The organism is Mesorhizobium sp. WSM4819 (assembly GCF_055811215.1).
The window spans coordinates 1-17,982 of record NZ_JBVVQO010000056.1 but is presented as its reverse complement, the minus strand read 5'-3'; the positions used below and the strand labels follow the sequence as shown (position 1 = coordinate 17,982).

Sequence of the window (17,982 nt, the reverse complement as noted above, 5' to 3'; positions counted from 1 at the left end):
CGCCCTGATCGAGCATTTTCGTCGCCGCCATGGGATGCCGCATGAGATGGTTGCGCCCGCCGGTATGAAAAATGACGCCCGTCTATTTTCGAAGACCGCGCCGCAATGCTATTGACCTCGCATGCTCTATGCTGAAATCGCCATCGTGGTCGTCCTCATCTGCGTGAACGGCCTTCTGGCAATGTCCGAACTTGCCATTGTCTCGTCACGGCCGGCCCGTCTCAAGGCGATGATCGACCGCGGCGTCAAGGGCGCCGGCCGCGCCTTGGCGCTCGGCGCCAATCCAGGCAAATTCCTGTCGTCGGTGCAGATCGGCATCACCCTGGTCGGCGTTCTGTCCGGCGCTTTTTCCGGCGCCACGCTCGGCGAGCGGCTGTCCGTGTTCCTGGCATCGACCGGCCTCCGCGAAAGCCTTGCCGACCCGATCGGCGTCGGCATCGTCGTCGCCCTCATCACCTATTTCTCGCTGATCATCGGCGAACTGGTGCCCAAGCAGATCGCGCTGCGCGATCCCGAACGCGTCGCCGCCAGGGTTGCTCCGGCGATGACCATTCTCGCCACCGTCTCGGCGCCGCTGGTTTTTCTGCTCGACATTTCCGGCCGCGCCATGCTGTGGCTGCTTGGCCAGCGCGGTGAAAGCGAGGAGAAGGTCACCGACGAGGAGATCAAGATGCTGGTCGCCGAGGCCGAGCATCACGGCACCATCGAATCCGACGAGCGGCGCATGATCGCCGGCGTCATGCGGCTCGGCGACCGCGCCGTCCGCGCGGTGATGACGCCGCGCACCGAGGTCGACTGGATCAACCTGCAGTCCGATGACGCGGCAATCCGGAAGCTCCTGATGGAGACCCAGCATTCGCGCCTGCCGGCCGGCGATGGCAGCGTCGACGCCATGATCGGCGTCGTCCAGACCCGCGACGTGCTGGCCGCGATGCTCGGCGGTCGCGCGCTCGACCCGCGCCGGCATGTGCGCACCGCTCCCATCGTCCATGACCAGGCCGACGCGCTGGATGTCCTTTCGACACTCAAGGAATCCAACGTGCCGATGGCGCTGGTCCATGACGAATACGGCCATTTCGAAGGCATCGTCACCCCGGCCGACATACTGGAAGCCATCACCGGCGTCTTCCGGGCGGACCTCGACGCCGGCGACGAAGAAAACGCCGTCAAGCGTGACGACGGCTCATGGTTGCTCGCCGGCTACATGCAGGCCGACGAGATGGCCGACGTTCTCGGCATCGACCTGCCCGAGAACCGCGACTACGAGACTGTCGCCGGTTACGTGCTGGCGCATCTGCACCATCTGCCGACGACCGGCGAATGCGTCGATGCGCAGGGCTGGCGCTTCGAGGTCGTCGACCTCGACGGCCGCCGCATCGACAAGCTCATCGCCACCCGCCTGCCCGGCGGCCATCGCGAAATCGTGCGGTAGCAGTCAACGCGATGGGTAGGCAAGCCGGTCCTGGATCGCGGAAGGACATGGTGGATTCTGATCGGATCGACAAGCTGATCGCAGCGGTGCCGCCCGCCTTGGCGCTTCGCGCCGGGCTGGACCTTGGCATCTTCACCCGGCTCGGTAGCAGCGCGGTGACTGCCGACAGCCTTGGAGCCGAGCTCAAAATCGAGCCCGATCGTCTGTCGCGGCTCCTCTACGCGCTCGCCAGCATCGGTCTCCTCGAAGTCAAGGATGGTCGATTTCGCAACGGCGCCGAAGCGGCGGCCTTCCTCGACGCGTCCAAGCCGACCTATCGCGGCGGCGATCATGCGCTCCTGCGCGAGCTCTGGGGAGCCGACCTGCTGACCGCAGAGTCGCTGCGACAGAACCGGCCGGCTGCGCTGCACGACTTTTCCGAAGCCGGGCCCGAGGCAGCGGCGGCCTTCAGCCGCATGCTCGCACCGGGCGGGGTAATTTTCGGCCGCCATCTGGCCCGGGAGATGGACCTCTCGGCGATCGGCTCGGTCATCGACATCGGCGGCGGCCCCGGGACCATTCTCGTCGGACTTCGCGAGCGGCGGCCGCAGATTGCGGCGACGCTGATGGAACTCCCAACGGTCGCAGCGGTCGCGAAAGATATCCTGTCAGAATACGGTGCCGACGACGTGGTTGTCGAAGAGGGTGACATAACTGTCGCGCCGTCGATCGGTCGGCACGATCTGGCGATCCTGAAGGCCGTCGTCCAGGTCCTGCCGCCCGACCAGGCGCGCAGTTCGATCCTGAACGCGGCGCGTTGCCTCACACCCGGCGGCGAGATCGCAATTGCGGGGTCGGGTGTCGTCGATGACGACCGCCTCGGCCCGCCTGAGGGTGTGTTTCTGAATCTCACCTTCCTGAACCTCTATCGCCACGGCGAATCGTACACTGAAGGTCAGTATCGCGCGTGGATGACCGAGGCTGGATTCCGGGATATCTCCAGGTCGCGCCTGACGGACGGCTCCACCTTGTTTCGTGCGCGCCTCACGGGCTGATCGTGGCTGAATGGCCAAGCGCAATCCTGACGCTTCCGGAAGCAGCTGGCGACGGCCCGGGGCATCTGCCAGCAATAGCCGGGCGCTTTAGGGAAGCCCGGGAATGCTGCCGCGGGATAAGGTCATGGCGGACCGGCCGCGAGCGCAGTACAGCGCGCTTCATATCGGCGCGCGCGGTTGCTCAACGTCGCTGCGTTCGCTCAATAAAGCCGGTCATCAACGCGGCTGCCGCCTCGGCGTGGGTTTCGAGCAGGAAGTGGCCGCCGTCGAAGATGTGCGCTTCCATACGTGGAAGGTCTTGCATCCACGACAGTGTTTCGGCGATGTCGAAGAACGGGTCGTGGCGGCCCCACAGCATGAGCGCCGGCGGTTGCCACGTTTCGATATAGTCGGCGATGAGACTGAAGCGCGCGACATGGTTGGCGTAGTCGACGAGGAGCGCGCGTTGTGTTTCCATGCCGCCAGGCTGATTCATCACCCTCCAGTCCTCGATCCAGGGTTCGCCTTTGATCCGGGCAGCGACATCCTCCGGCAAGCCGCCCAGATATTGCTCGCTTGTGCCTTCCAGGGTCAAAAACGCGGTAGCCTCCCTTTCGTTCGCTTCCGTCGGGTTTGACCAGAACTCGAACGTGGCTTGCCATTGCGACCCGAACCCTGTGCGGTGTGCGTTGGCGCTCTGGATGATGAGGCCGCAGACGAGGTCGGGGGATTGCATGGCGACCTGGAGACCGACAGGCGCGCCCCAATCGTGCAGGTAGATGAAGCGCCGACCGATCGCGAGATGACTCAGGAGCTCCTGGATTGCGCCGCTGAACGCTTCGAACGAGGGCGCGGGCAACGGCGCCGATTGGCCGTAGCCAGGCAAGTCGGGGGCGACGACGAAGGCGACGCGCGCAAGGCCGGGAATGATGCCTTGGAAGGTGCGCGACGAGCTCGGGAAGCCGTGCAGGAGCAGCAGCGCGGGATTGGACGCATCACCCGCGGTGATGAAGGAAAGCTCGGTCCCGCCGGACAGGCGCAGCCGCTGTTTTATGGGGGATGTCATGCCTGCACTCCTCGCACTGGTCCGGGATGGGCTCGATCAGGGCGCAGGTCCTGTGTTCGCTCGATGAACTCGATCATCAGGGAGAGTGCTGGTTCGGCGTGCGTCTCAAGCAGGAAGTGCCCGCCGTCGAAAACATGCGCTTCCATGCGCGGCAGATCCTGCATCCAGGACAGGGTTTCGGCGATATCGAAATAGGGGTCGTGACGGCCCCACAGCATGAGCGCCGGCGGTTGCCATCTCTTGAGATAGGCGGCGATCGTATCGAAACGCGCGGCATGGCTTTTGTAGTCGCCGATGAGCGCGCGGTGGGTCTCCATGCGGCCGGGAAGGTTCATCACCCTCCAGTCCTCGACCCAGGGGTCGCCCCTGATCGTGGCGGCGACATCCTCTGGCAGGCCGCCCAAATATTGCTCGCGTGTGAATTCGAAGGTCAGGTCGGGGGTCGCGGCCGCTTCGTTCTCATTTGTCGGTTCTGACCAGAATTTCAACACGGCGTCCCAGACGGGACCGAAGCCGGTTCGATGCGCGTTTGCGTTCTGGATGATGAGACCCGAAACCAGCTCGGGCGCTTGCGTGGCGATCTGCAGACCCACGGCGGCGCCCCAGTCATGAATGTGGATGAAGCGGCGCCCGATCGCGAGGTGGGTCAGCAGTTCGGAAATCGCCTCGCTGATCGCGGCGAAGGAGGGTATCGGCGGGACATCGGACTGGCCATGGCCCGGGAGGTCGGGCGCGATCACATAGGCTGCGCCCGCCAATCCGGGAATCACATCGCGGAATGCATTTGCGGAGCTGGGAAACCCATGCAGGAGGAGCAAAGCCGGGTTGGATGGATCGCCCGCAGTGACGTAGGCAAGCTCGGTTCCGCCGGAGAGACGCATTTGGCGTGGGGCAGGCAGTCTCATGTCAGGATTCCTTTTTTGCCGTCCGGAAATGGAGTTAAGTCCAAACCAGTGGCGCGAGTTCCGCATGTCGCCGACAGCGTTGGCCGGCGAGACGCGGGGTAGTGCGGCCGAAAACGTTCCCTACAAGTGGCTGGAAGCCCGTGATCCGTTCGGCCGTCGCTACTCGGCCGAGGATCAGCGGCCGGCTGGTTCAACCGTTTTGACAACGCGCTCTATCGCCGTCGCCAGGGCGATCGTGCCCCGCCGGTGCTCGCTGCTGTCCTGGCGCGTCAACAGGCCGTTGGCGATTCCCTCATACATGCCGAGCAGCGCGTCTGCCACCTCGCCCGGCACGCCTTCCTCGGCGAGCAGCGCGGCACGCTCCTCCGGCGGAACAAGCACAGCCGTTACCGGCCGGCCGAGAACGTCCGCGAAGGCCGATGCCACGTCGCCGGCGCTCCAGTCTTCCGGTCCGCCCAGTTCCACGACCCGCTTGCCGGTCCATTCCTCGCACAGCACGGTCGCTGCTGCGCGCCCGACATCGATCGTGCTCACCATCGGGATTTTCTGCGAGGGCTCGATAAAGGTCGGCAGTATGCTTTGCGACAGGACGGTTGCGCCACCTCGCTCCAGGTTTCGACAAAATACCCCGACCGCAGGAAGGCGGTGGCCGGCGCCACGCCGCCGAGCAGCGCCTCGAACCGGTTGAGGGTGGCGATGACGCCGGTGCCGGAGGCATGCTGCGCCCCGATGGACGACAGTACGGCGGCCTTTGGCAGACCTGCACGCCGTGCCGCATCGGCAAGCGCGGCGCCGATTTCTTCCGTGCGCTGATAGGGATCACCGCTCACTGGCGGCGGGTTGAGCAGGAACGCGGCCCGCGCGCCGGTCAGCGCATCGGCCATGGCGCCGGCATCCTCCATGCTTGCGACGGCCACCTCGGCGCCGAGGGCCGTCCATTTTTCGCCTTGTTCCTTGCTACGCAGGACGACGCGCACGGCTTCGCCGCCTGCGATCAGGGCGCGCGCGACCTCGCCGCCGGCCCGTCCGTTTGCTCCAAGCACGACATACATCACTTCTTCTCCTTCTGCTCGCCTGACCTTCATCCGGCCTGACCTTCATCTCGATTGACGGGGGAACGATAGGCGCAGGCTTGCAATGCGTCCAATGCATGGTGTATATAGATACCATGCACAAAGTGGATTTACGCCGGATCGATCTGAACCTGCTGGTGGCGCTCGAAGCGCTGCTGGACGAGAAGAACGTCACCCGCGCCGCAAGCCGGCTCGGCATGAGCCAGCCCGCCGCGAGCCGAGCGCTCGGCCGATTGCGCGCGCTGTTTTCGGACGCGCTGCTGGTCGACGGACCGGGCGGCTATGTCCTCAGCGCCCGTGCGGAAGAGGTGCGCCCGGTGCTGCGCGGTATCTTGGCGGGTGTGCGAGAGATGGTCGAGGCGAACGCGTTCGATCCCGACACGGCAACCGGCCGCATCCGGCTGCTGATGCCCGATCTCCAAGCCGCCGTGCTCGCGCCGCATCTGCTCGCCCGCCTTGGGCGCGAGGCGCCGTCCCTCGATCTCGATATCGTCGCGCCGGGCACGGACGCGGTCGAAGCGCTGCAGCAGGGTAGCGCGGATGCGATGGTGGCGCTGGTCGACGAAGCCCCGGCCGGCATCCGTCGGCGCGGTCTCTATGACGAGAAGCTCGTGACACTGATGCGCGCCGAGCATCCAGCGCTCGCCCGAAAGCTGACGCTCGAGCGTTTCCTGGAGCTTGAGCATATCGTGGTGAGCGTCACCGGCGTCGGGCCTGCGCCTGTCGACGAGGTGCTTGCCCGCATCGGGCGAACGCGGCGGGTGAAGCTGCGCGTGCCGAACTTCTTCGCGGCGGTCGAGATCGCCGCTCGCTCCGACCTCGTCATGACCCTGCCTTCGAGCCTGGCGCGAGCGGCCGCAAACATGAAGCGCTTCGTATCGTTGCCGCCGCCCCTCGATCTTGGCAACTTCACGATGAGCCTCGTCTGGCACGCGCGCCAGCAGGACGCGCCCAGGCACATATGGTTGAGACGTGCCATTGTCGCGGCGGCGGCGGATATGTCATCGGCGATTGACGTTGGAAACTGAGGCCGCAAAGCGGCTCCCTGGAGCACAACGCCTCGAGCCGCCCACGTTCGATTGCAGCTGACATGACGGCCTTGGAGGGTCAGCAATCACACCAAGGGCAGGAAGATGCCGGTGATGGCCTCGTGCTCGGCAACCATCGGAACAATACTCATCCGCTGACAAAATCCCGAAGTGCCTCACCGCTTGCCGGCAACCAGTCGCGATACAGGAATTCGATCGCCGGCTCGACCGCAACGGCACTAAGCGTGTCCAGGCCAAGATCGTCCTCCAGATGCCGGTCGATGAAGTTCAACACCCGTTTCATTCGCATGTGGTAGGGATCTAGCGGCGTCGTCATCATGCTCTCCTGTGGTGAGAGCAATCTGCCAGCTTGCGAGACAACGCGCTCGACTGTTCTTGCTGAACACAGGCGCCATTCGCTTCGATGCGGAGCCGTTGGCGGTGGAACACTGCTAACCGGATTCAGACCGGCAGGCGGAACTGATTGCGCAAGCTCTTGTCGAACATCTCTGCGGGGGCAAAGCGGCGCAGAATGCTGACCTGGCGCGCTGCCTTACCGGCGGTATAGCGACGCCGCGGGCGGGCATCGGTCGCCGCCTTGACCACGACAGCCGCCACCCCTTCCGGCGGATCGGCTTTGGGCATCACATCGCCCAGCAGCGCCTTGAGCCCGGCGCGCGCCCGATCATATTCCTGCAACACCGAATCCGGCTCGATCCCGTTCTGGTCGAAGACGGTACGCACGAATGCCGGCTCGATGACCGAGACGCGAATACCAAAAGCACGAACCTCGTGATCGAGCGATTCCGAATAGCCCTCAAGCGCGTGCTTGACCGCAGAGTAATGGGCTGAGTATGGCGCCGGCACCAATCCCAGAATCGAGCCGATATTGATGATGTGCCCTGCGCCGCGCTGCCGCATCGACGGCAACACAGCATTGATCATGCGGATGACGCCGAACAGATTGACGTCGAACAGGGCCTGCACCTGTGCGACCGAGGATTCCTCGGCACCGCCAAGCAGACCGACGCCGGCATTGTTGACCAGGAGGTCGATCCGCCCGGTCTGCGCCAGCACGGTCGAAACGAGGGCGCCGACAGAAGCGTCATCAGTCACGTCGCAAACCAGCATGGTCACTCCCTCCGGGCCGTTGCCGACAGGGCGGCGACTTGTCCCGAAGACGGTGAATCCTGCCCGCGCAAGCGCCTCGGCGCTGGCGTGGCCAATGCCCGAGGACGCTCCGGTCACCACAGCGGTTTTTTCGGAATTCGCATTCATTTCGTACTCCAAATCGTCAGGGCCAGACTTCTCTCGCCGGTTGAATTATGATCATAATAATATATTACGGTCATAATTCAATACCAGAAGAGGAAGAAAGCGTCACGCGGCCGGATCATGGGAGTTGCTGACCATCCTGCGTCAGGACGAAGCGGCGTCCTGACGTGTAGGGAGCGGGCTGTCTGCCAGGGGTGACTTTGCCGTAGAGGGTGCCCTCGCCGCTGCCCATATGCAGACTTCGACGACAGCGACGCTGGTGGTCGCGGCGCCGACCAGGCCGACAGTTCTGGCGCGTTCCCCAACCGCTCGTTCGCGCCCTCGCCGAAAACCATTCGCAAAGTTCAAGCCGTTTGCATGGCAGCCTTAAAGCTCCCCTGCTGCTCTTAGCGTTGGGAACAATCGGCAGTAGAGAAATTGCAGGGCGAGCGATCAGCCCGCCAGCTGGCCGCTGGTCGTCGAGGGGATGCGGGCGACAACCTTGATCTCGAAATCGAAGCCGGCAAGCCAATTGACGCCCACTGCCGTCCAGTTCGGATAGGGAGGTCCGCCGATCTCCTCCGCCCGGACGGCCAACACCGTTTCGATCTGTTGGTCCGGGTTGGTGTGGAAGGTGGTAACGTCGACAACGTCGTCGAAGCTGCACCCGGCGGCGGCCAGGACCGCGCGCAGATTGGCGAAAGCCCGCCGAACCTGATCCTCGAATGCGGGCTCGGGCGAGCCGTCCTCACGGCTGCCGACCTGACCCGATACGAAGAGAAGATCGCCGGAGCGAATGGCCGCGGAATATCGATGAATATCGTATAAGGCGTGGCGTTTGGCCGGATAGATGGCGTCACGTGCAGGCATTTCATGTTCCTTCTGTCTTGATAACGGGAGCGGACCGCCCGGAGCCGCCGAGTGGATACAGGCAGGAGATAAGGCAATCGCATTACGCGCATTAGCCGTTGAAATCGGCATGAGGTGATGCAAAATTGCCATCAATGTCCCGCTCGTCCCTCAACGATCTCACCGCCTTCGTGGCCGTTGCCACGCACCGCAGCTTCCGCCGCGCAGCGGACGAGATCGGCACGGCGCCTTCCACATTGAGCCACGCCATGCGTGCGCTCGAGGCGCGCATGGGCGTGCGCCTTCTCAACCGCACCACACGCAGCGTCTCGCCGACGGAAGCCGGTTTCCAGTTGCTCGGCCGCCTTCAGCCGGCGCTCGCCTCGCTGGACGAGGCGCTCGACAGCGTCGCCGGGTTCAGGGGCAATGTCGCGGGCACGGTCCGCATCAACGCACCGCGATTGGTGGCCGGCCTTCTCGTTCGCGGGGTTCTTCCGCGGATGGCGGAGCGCCATCCGGACGTGATCGTGGACATCGTCGTCGAGGGGCGGCTGATCGACATCGTGTCCAGCGGCTTCGACGCCGGCGTGCGCCTCCTCGGATCGGTCCCCAAGGACATGATCGCCGTGCCGCTTGCACGCGCGTTGAGGTTCATCTGTGTCGCCTCGCCCGCCCACCTCGATCGCTTCGGCGACCCGAAAACCCCGGAGGAATTGCAACGCCATCATTGCATCGGCCACCGTATGCCCAGCGGCAAGCTTTACCGATGGGAGTTCGAGCGCGCCGGCCAGGAACTCTCGATCGAGGCAAACGGCCCCGTCGTCCTCGACGACGAGGAACTGATGGTCGAAGCCGCAATTGAGGATCTGGGCGTCGCCTACGTAGCCGATTGGGCCGCCGAAGCGGCCTTGTCCGGCGGCCGGCTGCGCAAGGTCCTGACCGCGTGGATGCCCGCTGCGGAAGCAGTTGCGGTTTACTACCCCGGACATCGAGCCGTGCCGCCCGCACTGCGGGCATTTCTCGATGTCGTCAAAGACCTGCGGAACAAAGAACCTTAGCGACGAGCAGCCGCGCCATGACCGGTCGTTGGGCCGGGGGAGTGCTCAGTTCGTTGCTATTGCGCCAACGCATCAGTGTTCTGCCTCAGTGCGGACGAATCCTGCATTGGGCCGATGACCAGTTCGATCGGTCAGGCTGAAGCAGGCGATGACGCAAGTGAGGCCGAGGACGGACCGGCAGCTTGTAGTTTGATATGCAGGTGAGCAGACATACAGCTCGGCGCAGGGATCCCCCATCTTTTGCTACCGGATAGCCGACATTCGCGGCAACCTGCGCTGATGTTCCGTTGCGGACTTCCCATATCGCACGAAAGAGCCGGACTTGATTGGAACTCTATCGTCGAGCAGATCAGCCACACGACGTAGTCTGCCAAATACCGACATTGCGCCGTCGCCTCGGTATGGAACGCGCGAGCCGAGAAAATTCGGTAGTCGCGCAGCCGCCATCATGCAGACGTATTTAATTTAGGACCTAGAGGATCGATCCGTAGCATATTCTGCCCACCAAGAGATAACGGGATGCATAAAGAGTATGCAAAGGTTCGAGGCAAGGAATGCATATGGACGATCCGCTTAGATCCATGAATCGGCCCGGTCTTGGACGTGCAACGATGGGCTACCAGCCGGCCGAGAATGATTTGTTGAGCGAGGTGCTGCGCGACCTGCGCCTTGCCCATGCGAGATATGGCCGCAGCGAGCTAACGGCGCCCTGGGGCATCGCCGTGCCGTTCAGGGAGGGCGTACGATTTCATGCGATGCTCGAGGGTCAGTGCTGGATACAAGCCAAGAGCTTGCCACCGCTGCTGCTGGAATGCGGCGATGTGCTTCTTCTTCCCCACGGAACAGAGCACACCATGTCCGACCGGCCCAAAGGGAGAGCCTTGCCACTGGACGATATCAAACCGGCGTTGATCGGGAATGGAACCTACGAATTGAAGTCCGGCGGCGGCGGTCCGCGATCGCTGATCGCATGCTGTACGATCGGCTTTGAGGGGCCGACGGCAAATCCGCTCCTGGAACTGCTGCCTCCGGTGATGCATATCCGCTATGCAGAGCACAGCGATACTGACCTGCCAAACCTCCTTGCTATGATGGCGCGGGAGGCTGATGGGCAAAGAATCGGATCGGCAACGGTAATGGCGCGCCTTGCTGATATTGTCATGACGCAAGTAATCAGATCCTGGGTCGAGACGTGTTCCGACAATCTGACTGGTTGGCTGGCGGCCGTGCGGGATCCGCAAATCGGGTCTGCGCTTGCAAGAATCCATCGCTCCCCCGGCGAAGACTGGCCAGTCGATCGCCTGGCGGCATTGTCTGGGCTGTCGCGATCGAGGTTTTCGCAGCGATTCAAGGGTCTGTTGTCGGTATCTCCCGCCCGCTATCTCCTGCAATGGAGGCTTAGGCTGGCCGAATCCTGGTTGCGGAACGGATATATGTCGCTGTCACAGGTCGCGTCTGAGTTGGGATATGAGTCCGATGCATCCTTCAGCAGGGCATTCAAACGCTTCATAGGCGTCTCGCCAGGCGTGGTCCGAGATTCCGGGCGCGGGTGAGCATAACAGAGACGGGATCGGTCCTGCATATCGCCTGATGCGATCCACGGCTAATGTAATCAGTGCGACAAACGGTCAGACATTCAAGCGTTTCTGCCATAGCGGCGCCGCGCCAGGATCTGCAAATTCTCAAACGCCGTAACCACTTCGACCGATTCGCGAGCCAAAGCAGCGACTGCATCGCGGTGGATTATCGAAGGAGCAATAGCCGGCATTTCGCTGCGCCATGAATGCATGACGTGTGAATGCAGAATACCTCCTAGGCCGCTACCAGAAGGAGACTCATATGGCGTTGGTGTTGCCTGATCTTCCCCCACCAGCCACTGGCGAACACACGCCCTATTGCATTATCGCCAAGCATCGCGCCGCTCCTGGTCAAGGCGAAGCGCTCGTTACCCGGATGCTTGAGGATCTCGAAGCGACGAGATCAGAAACGGGCTGTCTACAATTCCACATCCATCGTGATCGATCCGACCCCGATCTCATCGTCATCTACGAAGTCTGGCGCAGTGTCGATGCAGTCAAGAGCCACTTCAGCGAAGCCTATGTCCAGAGGTTCGTCGTAGATGGTGGTGGGCTCGAACCGGGCGACATGGAGACGCAGTGGCTTGAGATGCTGAGCCCATATGCCAGCGGCAGAGATCCGCGATGACCGGTGACGAGCAGTCTCTTCTGAATCAGCGAGTCGTGATCGTTGGCGGGACAAGCGGCATGGGCATGGGGGCGGCTCTTGCGGCCTCGCGCGCAGGCGCCGAAGTCATCGCGCTCGGGCGGCGGCCACCGGCGAAATTGGCTGCAGAACAAAGCGCCCACGGTTCAATCACCTTCCAGTCGCTGGACATGACCGACGATGCGGCGGTCGAGCAAGTATTCGAAACGCTGGGGGCGCTCGACCACCTTCTCATCACCGCAACTCCACCAAGTCCTGGAGGAACCTTCCTCTCCCAAACGCTGGCCGACGCGCAGCCCGTTCTGTATGGCAAGCTCCTAGGCAGTTGGTCTTGCGCGCGGCACGCGGCGCCCAAGATGCGGAAAGGCGGTTCGATCACATTCACTACTGGAGGCTTGGTGACCAAGCCTCGCATGGGCGCTTCGATGATGATGGTCGCGTTCGCTGGTCTGGAGGCGCTGACACGAGCCCTTGCGCTCGAACTCGGTCCGATCCGCGTCAACACAATCCGTCCAGGCGTCATAGACAGCGAAATGTGGGCCGGCATGCCGCAAACCAAGCGGGAGGCATTTTTCGCGCTGGTGCGCGAGAGCTTCCCAGCAGGTCGCGTTGGAAAAGTCGACGATATCGGCAAGGCCGCACTTTTCCTGATGACTAATGATTTCGTGACCGGCGCTATTCTAGAAGTTTCAGGAGGTGAAACGCTGGTCAGCATCGAACGATCTAACAGATAGAGCCTCAAGGGTTAAGAGATCAGTACGATCCGGTTCACGCGGAAGTTCACAACGGTGACCCTCAACCAAGCGCGTTACAGCAATTTCCAATAAGCAATGGACCGCAGATGAGAAGAATCATTGAGGCACTACACGTTGCCCTAATTGTCGTTGCGTTCGCCCTCCCGGTTCCTTCCGGCGCATTGGCTCAAGATGGCTCGGCCGCGGCCGCGCCCCCGACGCAGTCCGAGTTACCCAAATGGCTTAGTCGCGGCTTGCCGGGTCAGGCGCATAAGGTTCTGGCGCCACTAGTTGGCACCTGGCGGGTCCAGTTGAGCTTCTACGGCACGCTCGGCCGCAGCCCCGATCAGCCGCCGCTCGTGACGGACGACCTCATTAGCCGTCGGCAGTGGTTGGCAGGCGGCCGTTACATCGAAGACACGATGGAGGGGACGCTGGATGGAGCGCCAATCTGGCGCAAAGGGTGGCTCGGCTACAGTATCATGGACGACCGATACGAGTGGATTACGATCGATCCTGTCAACACAACCATGATGTACTACGAAGGCATCCCTGGATCCGGAAATCAAAGGCCCATCAGCATGTCCGGGGCCTTCACCGACCAGGGTGTGGCTGGCGAAGACACGGTCGGCAAGTCGATCGGCATGCGCACAGTAATCAAAATCGAGAACAACGATCGCCATGTCTTTGAGCTCTATTTCACGCGTCCCGGACAGCAAGAGACGTTGGCCACACGCGGCCTCTATACACGGCTGAAAGAGTGAGCGTCCGCTCGAGGACGGCCCGGTGTCTCATTAGCTCGCTCGGTGCTTGGCAATGGCGCAACCGCGACCTCCAGCACTGTCTACTTTCAGGAAGCCGCAAAGCTGATCTTTACGGCCGACATGAGGCGCAAAAGCAGCCATGCCGCCGTCGCGTGTGAGACTCTGCTTCGGGTCGCAAGCAGAACAGCAGCCCCCTACGGCTCGTCCCTCAAATCGCGCAAATTAGACACAACGCGGCGGTTCTGCGACCTGCAGGCGGTGTCGGGGCAGTCGCGGACGAGCCTGTCCTTGCCGTAGCCCTTGGCCCACATGCGGTTGCGGCCTATGCCGCCGGCGGCGAGGTAGTCCAGCACCGCATCGGCGCGCTGCTGCGACAGCGCCGTTTCACTTGCGCCGGGATCGTCGGCGAAACCCTGCAGCTTGAGCAGCCAGCGCGGATGCTTTGCTAACCAGGCGATCTGGGTGTCGAGGGTGGCCTTGGCGACAGAATCGAGCGCGGCCGAACCTTGCGTGAAATAGGTGCGGCGGCCGACATTGAGGATAAAATCCTCCTCGCTGCCCGGCTGCACGTTCTGGAAGCCGGCAACCTCGGTGTTGGTGATGTCGGGCGTGGAAGGGGCCAGCGTGTTGCTGGTCGAGCAGGATGCGGCCAGCAACAGCAGGCCGGCGGCGAGCAGCCGGCGCGTGTTCTCAATCATGCGGTTCATGAGGCGCCAATCATTCGACAGTGGTGGAAGCGGGCGCCTGGTCGGCGATGTGCGGCAGGACCTGCACCGCGGTGCCGATCGGGCAGCGCTGGTAGAGGTCGATGATGTCTTCCGGGAACATGCGGATGCAGCCGCTGGAAGCGTCGGTGCCGATGCTCCATGGCTCCAGCGTGCCATGCAGGCGGTAGCCGGTGTCGGCGCCGTTGCGGTGCAGATAGAGCGCGCGCGGCCCGAGCGGATTGTTGGACGCGCCGCCTGCGACCATGTGCGGTAGGTCCGGCTTGCGCTTACGCATTTCGGGGGGCGGGACCCATTGCGGCCACAGCGCGCGGCGGTCGATCGTCGCGCGGCCGTACCATTTGAAGCCGTCCTTGCCGACGCCGACGCCGTAGCGGATGGCGGTCTTGTTTTCCATGATGACGTAGAGGAAGTGGTGGCGGGTATCGACCACGACGGTGCCGACCGGCTCGCTGCTGAAATACTTGACGATCTGGCGATGCCATCTCTTGTCGATCTTGGCGAAGTTGGTCTTGCGATAGACAAAATTGTTGTCGCTGGCGGTACCGGCGAAAAAGGATTTTGCCGCCGCGGCTTGAGCAATATTGCTGGTTGCACTCACCGCGACCAGCGCCAGGCCGCCGAGCACGACACCCCTGCGTGATAAAACCATCGGCAATATTCCCCCCCATGCCAAAAGCCTGGCGGACCATAGTTGAGAATTACTTCGCCTCAAAGTGGAAAATGCTGCGTTGCTTCAGTCCGCCATGTCCGGACAGTCGGCAATTTGGCGGCGAGTGACCGAACTGTGACAATCTTGCCGAGGACGAACGTCTAACCTAAACCCCATCCAGGCCCTTAACCAAATTGGCGCGGCTGTTTGGGACCGAGCGTAGTTGCGACATTGCCCTATCCGGACGTGTGAGCAATGCCCACCAGCAGGTTCAAAATCTTGCGGAAGCCGTGCGCCTCATAGATGCCGATCCAGACCAGGGCGTTGCCTACTGCCGCCCCGCGCTGGGGCTGTCCTATTCTTCGCTCTATCGACTGTTCCGGAACCTCGTGGGCCTTTCACCAAAACGATACGCGGGCGTCATGCGCTATTATCGACTAGTTGGGGCTCTGCTGGCCGACGCGTCCGCCGGCGGACTGGCGCAATTGGCCGCCAGCAAGGCTATTTCGATCAAGCCCATGCGAGCCGCGATTTCCGGCGTTATACAGGCATCGGGCAAGCCGAATTCCGGCGCCATTTAAACGGACTTGCCAAGTTGATGAACACTCTTTGAACATCTGCACAATCGCGTAGGCGCATGCAGCCTGTGTCGACGGCTCTGTCGCTCAGGATGCGCCAGCGGCGGCATGCTCACCACAGGAGAAACAAAATGGCCGACATGACAACACCCCACACCGCGCTTCTCGCGGCCCTCACGACAGAGCATTTCGTGCAGCAATCGGCGATCAGCGCAACTATCAGCGAAATGGCGTCGCGAACGACCATCTACATCATGTCTCTATCGAGCGCTCTAGTGGCGACGGGCTTTGTCGCGCAGTCGCCTGAATTCCTTCAGCCGTTTCTCCTAGCCGTGCTGCCATCGCTCTTTTTGCTGGGTAGCTTCACCGTCCTAAGGTTGATCGATATAGCCGCCGAGAACATGCAGGCCCATATCGGCATCGCCCGGATCAGGGCCTACTACCGAACGCTGGGGGAGGATGCTGCTTTTCAGTTTTCCAAAGAGTTCGGCCGTTGGCCAGAAAACGACGCCGAACCGTCGCTGCGTGCCGGGCCGCTCCTGGCGCATCTGACCACAGCCGCGACGATGATCGCTTTCGTAAATGCCATTGTCGCGGCGGCGGGCGTGACCCTTCTAGCACTATATGTCGGATCAGCGTTGGCGCCTGCACTGTGCCTTGGTGCCGGCACAACAACCGGCTTGATGATCCTATTCTATTGGTATCAACGCCTTCGAACGAAAGGCATGGTCCGTCTCGCCAAAGCTTATGGCCCTGAAAAGAGCGTTCTTTGAGCGGGAGGTCAATGCAGCCGGGGTGATACAGCGCATCCGGGCTTTGTCGCCTATCGCAGGCCAAGCTCGGGCGTACAGCGCATCCGAAACGCGTTCGTTGCCGGCATCCGGGACGAAAATGGCCTCGACAAGGGCCAGTGTTCCGCTTCGCTGAAGCAGGTCGCCGCCTTCCACTGCGCTACTGCGGCGATGCGTTCGTCCGTATCCTGCGTTTTTCGCAGGTTGGACTTGTGCAACGCCCTGAGATACTCGCTGCCCACAATCTGACGTGCCCGAAGTTGGACCAGGTCTTGGGAGGAATGGTTCCGGTTGCGGTGGCTTTCGCTTGACCGGGGCGGGCGGAGCCTTAGAAATGACTCGCCACCAGCTGCAAGCCCCCCACGATGATGTCATCCGAGTCCTGCAGGGCGAGCTAACCAGCGGACCGGGCCCACGGTGTAGATAGCGAAACTACGCACTCGTCTGCATCGAGCTCAGTAGGCGTCGCTCTTCTTCGACAATATAATCGCGGATGATTGGGACATCGTCACGGCGAGCCGAGATCAGTATCTGGAAAACAAAATTTGAACCGTTTAGGAAGCCGAGTTCGGCCGACGCCAGATAGAAATCCCACATACGGCAGAAGCGTTCGCCCATCATGGCGACTGCCTCCTCGCGCCTGGCCTCATAACCGAGACGCCAATCGTGGATCGTCCAGTAATAGTGCAGCCGCAAATTTTCGCAGTCGGCGCACCAGATCCCCGTGCGCTCCAACGAGGCAAACACCTCTGACAAAGCCGGCACATACCCACCTGGAAAGATATACTTGCGGATGAACGGCGCCGTCGTACCAGGCGGTGACATGCGTCCGATCGCATGAACCAATGCGAAGCCGCCCTCCTTCAACAATCTACTGATGGTTGTGAAATAGCTGTCGAAATGAGCGACGCCTACGTGCTCCATCATTCCGATCGAGACAACACGGTCGAATTGTCCGCTGACCTCGCGATAGTCGACCTCGCGAAAATCGATCTGATGAGCGACCCCGGCCTCGATCGCTCGAAGCCGAGACGCCGCCAATTGCTCCGTCGAAACGTTGATCGCCGTGACCTTCACGTCGCAATACTTGGCGAGATAGATGGCGAGAGCGCCCCAGCCTGAGCCGATTTCCAACACATGCATGCCCGGCTCTAGCTTGAGCTTCGCGGCGATGTGGCGATGCTTGTCGATCTGCGCTTGCTGCAGATTGTTGTCCGGTGCCGTATAATAGGCGCACGAATAGGCCATTGTCTCGTCGAGCCATAGCTCATAAAATTTCGTCGGGATGTCGTAGTGATGCTGAACGTTTTTTGCTGCGAGACCGAGCTTGTTGTTCTGCTGGCGTCGGCGCAACGCACGCCAGACTTTCCGCAACGCCTTCTGAACGGGGTGGGCTGCCAACCCAGTGCGGTTGACAGAAAAAAGTGACAAGAGGTCAAATGCTTTGCCACTGTTCTCGATCACCAAGCGGCCATCCATGTAGGCTTCGGCCGCCTTCAGTTCCGGATTGAAGAAGATCTCGCGTTCGACCGCTTTGTCGGTTAGGCGGATCGTCACGTCGGGCCCATCCTGTCCACTGCCGAAGGCTTGCCTGAAACCGTCCTCGAATATGACAGTCAGGCGCCCGTTTTTTACAAAACGGGAGAGCAGATTTGGCAGCAGACGCATTGTGGCTCGTTTCTCGTCACTTGCCCCGTAAGTATGACTGCCCGGTCTCGGTACATCAATACCGATCTGGGGCGGAGAGGGATCGGACTTCAGAAGTTGTGTGCGTCAAGTTCTGCAAAAATGGCGTGGCATTCAGCGGTGACGTTGGCGTGTCCGCCGCGCAGCCCCC

The 17,982-nt window shown here is 62.0% G+C and carries 18 protein-coding genes and 2 pseudogenes; 10 read left to right on the top strand and 10 right to left on the bottom strand.

Annotated elements, in window-relative coordinates:
- Window positions 1-121: 121 nt before the first annotated feature.
- Together AC0L18_RS30690 and AC0L18_RS30685 are read left to right on the top strand one after the other, a co-directional pair.
- Entirely contained in the window at window positions 122-1,432 is a 1,311-nt protein-coding gene (locus tag AC0L18_RS30690) for a hemolysin family protein (RefSeq protein ID WP_473495489.1), read from the top strand.
- A gap of 98 nt (window positions 1,433-1,530) precedes the next feature.
- Window positions 1,531-2,466: a methyltransferase gene (locus AC0L18_RS30685; RefSeq protein ID WP_473495488.1), complete on the top strand. Its 936-nt coding sequence runs from the start codon at window positions 1,531-1,533 to the stop codon at window positions 2,464-2,466.
- 181 nt (window positions 2,467-2,647) lie between these two features.
- Here the strand turns inward: AC0L18_RS30685 and AC0L18_RS30680 are convergent, their stop codons facing one another.
- From AC0L18_RS30680 to AC0L18_RS30670, 3 genes and pseudogenes are all read right to left on the bottom strand, one after another.
- Window positions 2,648-3,511: an alpha/beta fold hydrolase gene (locus AC0L18_RS30680; protein WP_473495487.1), complete on the bottom strand. Its 864-nt coding sequence runs from the start codon at window positions 3,509-3,511 to the stop codon at window positions 2,648-2,650.
- Window positions 3,508-4,416: an alpha/beta fold hydrolase gene (locus tag AC0L18_RS30675; protein ID WP_473495486.1), complete on the bottom strand. Its 909-nt coding sequence runs from the start codon at window positions 4,414-4,416 to the stop codon at window positions 3,508-3,510. Before AC0L18_RS30675 ends, AC0L18_RS30680 begins: the two co-directional genes overlap by 4 nt.
- 174 nt (window positions 4,417-4,590) lie before the next feature.
- Window positions 4,591-5,468: pseudogene (locus AC0L18_RS30670) on the bottom strand (NmrA family NAD(P)-binding protein).
- Window positions 5,469-5,584: 116 nt separating this feature from the next.
- Between AC0L18_RS30670 and AC0L18_RS30665 the strand changes: the two are divergent.
- Window positions 5,585-6,517 (top strand): LysR family transcriptional regulator, encoded by a 933-nt coding sequence (locus AC0L18_RS30665; RefSeq protein ID WP_473495485.1) that lies wholly within the window; start codon window positions 5,585-5,587, stop codon window positions 6,515-6,517.
- A gap of 86 nt (window positions 6,518-6,603) precedes the next feature.
- Here AC0L18_RS30665 and AC0L18_RS30660 read toward each other — a convergent pair.
- The 3 genes and pseudogenes from AC0L18_RS30660 to AC0L18_RS30650 all read right to left on the bottom strand — a co-directional run.
- Window positions 6,604-6,746 (bottom strand): annotated as a pseudogene (locus AC0L18_RS30660) (AraC family transcriptional regulator); the annotation flags it as partial.
- Window positions 6,747-6,979: 233 nt separating this feature from the next.
- Window positions 6,980-7,795, bottom strand: a complete 816-nt coding sequence (locus AC0L18_RS30655; protein ID WP_473495484.1) for an oxidoreductase — start codon at window positions 7,793-7,795, stop codon at window positions 6,980-6,982.
- Between the two features lie 429 nt (window positions 7,796-8,224).
- Window positions 8,225-8,641 (bottom strand): RidA family protein, encoded by a 417-nt coding sequence (locus tag AC0L18_RS30650; protein ID WP_473495483.1) that lies wholly within the window; start codon window positions 8,639-8,641, stop codon window positions 8,225-8,227.
- Window positions 8,642-8,775: 134 nt separating this feature from the next.
- On the opposite strand from AC0L18_RS30650, the gene AC0L18_RS30645 reads away from it, so the two are divergent.
- From AC0L18_RS30645 to AC0L18_RS30625, 5 genes are all read left to right on the top strand, one after another.
- On the top strand, window positions 8,776-9,678 hold the full coding sequence (locus AC0L18_RS30645) for a LysR family transcriptional regulator (protein ID WP_473495482.1): 903 nt from the start codon (window positions 8,776-8,778) through the stop codon (window positions 9,676-9,678).
- 560 nt (window positions 9,679-10,238) lie between these two features.
- Window positions 10,239-11,231 (top strand): cupin domain-containing protein, encoded by a 993-nt coding sequence (locus AC0L18_RS30640; protein ID WP_473495481.1) that lies wholly within the window; start codon window positions 10,239-10,241, stop codon window positions 11,229-11,231.
- 286 nt (window positions 11,232-11,517) lie between these two features.
- Entirely contained in the window at window positions 11,518-11,883 is a 366-nt protein-coding gene (locus AC0L18_RS30635; RefSeq protein WP_473495480.1) for a putative quinol monooxygenase, read from the top strand.
- Entirely contained in the window at window positions 11,880-12,635 is a 756-nt protein-coding gene (locus AC0L18_RS30630) for an SDR family oxidoreductase (RefSeq protein WP_473495479.1), read from the top strand. Before AC0L18_RS30635 ends, AC0L18_RS30630 begins: the two co-directional genes overlap by 4 nt.
- A 107-nt stretch (window positions 12,636-12,742) precedes the next feature.
- The gene (locus AC0L18_RS30625) at window positions 12,743-13,399 is read left to right on the top strand and encodes a DUF1579 family protein (protein WP_473495478.1); all 657 of its coding nucleotides are present in this window, start codon (window positions 12,743-12,745) and stop codon (window positions 13,397-13,399) included.
- 194 nt (window positions 13,400-13,593) lie between these two features.
- Here the strand turns inward: AC0L18_RS30625 and AC0L18_RS30620 are convergent, their stop codons facing one another.
- On the bottom strand, window positions 13,594-14,106 hold the full coding sequence (locus tag AC0L18_RS30620; protein WP_473495477.1) for an OmpA family protein: 513 nt from the start codon (window positions 14,104-14,106) through the stop codon (window positions 13,594-13,596).
- A gap of 10 nt (window positions 14,107-14,116) precedes the next feature.
- Window positions 14,117-14,776, bottom strand: coding sequence for a L,D-transpeptidase (locus AC0L18_RS30615; RefSeq protein WP_287141245.1), 660 nt, complete (start codon window positions 14,774-14,776; stop codon window positions 14,117-14,119).
- A 248-nt stretch (window positions 14,777-15,024) separates the two neighbouring features.
- Here AC0L18_RS30615 and AC0L18_RS30610 point away from each other — a divergent pair, with 248 nt between their 5' ends.
- A complete protein-coding gene (locus AC0L18_RS30610) occupies window positions 15,025-15,357 on the top strand; it encodes a helix-turn-helix domain-containing protein (RefSeq protein WP_473495476.1) in 333 nt (110 codons plus the stop codon).
- A gap of 128 nt (window positions 15,358-15,485) precedes the next feature.
- Window positions 15,486-16,127, top strand: a complete 642-nt coding sequence (locus AC0L18_RS30605) for a hypothetical protein (RefSeq protein WP_128247243.1) — start codon at window positions 15,486-15,488, stop codon at window positions 16,125-16,127.
- A 50-nt stretch (window positions 16,128-16,177) separates the two neighbouring features.
- Here AC0L18_RS30605 and AC0L18_RS30600 read toward each other — a convergent pair whose 3' ends face one another.
- Both AC0L18_RS30600 and AC0L18_RS30595 read right to left on the bottom strand, forming a co-directional pair.
- On the bottom strand, window positions 16,178-16,414 hold the full coding sequence (locus AC0L18_RS30600; RefSeq protein ID WP_473495503.1) for a carboxymuconolactone decarboxylase family protein: 237 nt from the start codon (window positions 16,412-16,414) through the stop codon (window positions 16,178-16,180).
- Window positions 16,415-16,577: 163 nt separating this feature from the next.
- Entirely contained in the window at window positions 16,578-17,813 is a 1,236-nt protein-coding gene (locus AC0L18_RS30595; RefSeq protein ID WP_473495475.1) for a class I SAM-dependent methyltransferase, read from the bottom strand.
- Window positions 17,814-17,982 lie beyond the last annotated feature (169 nt).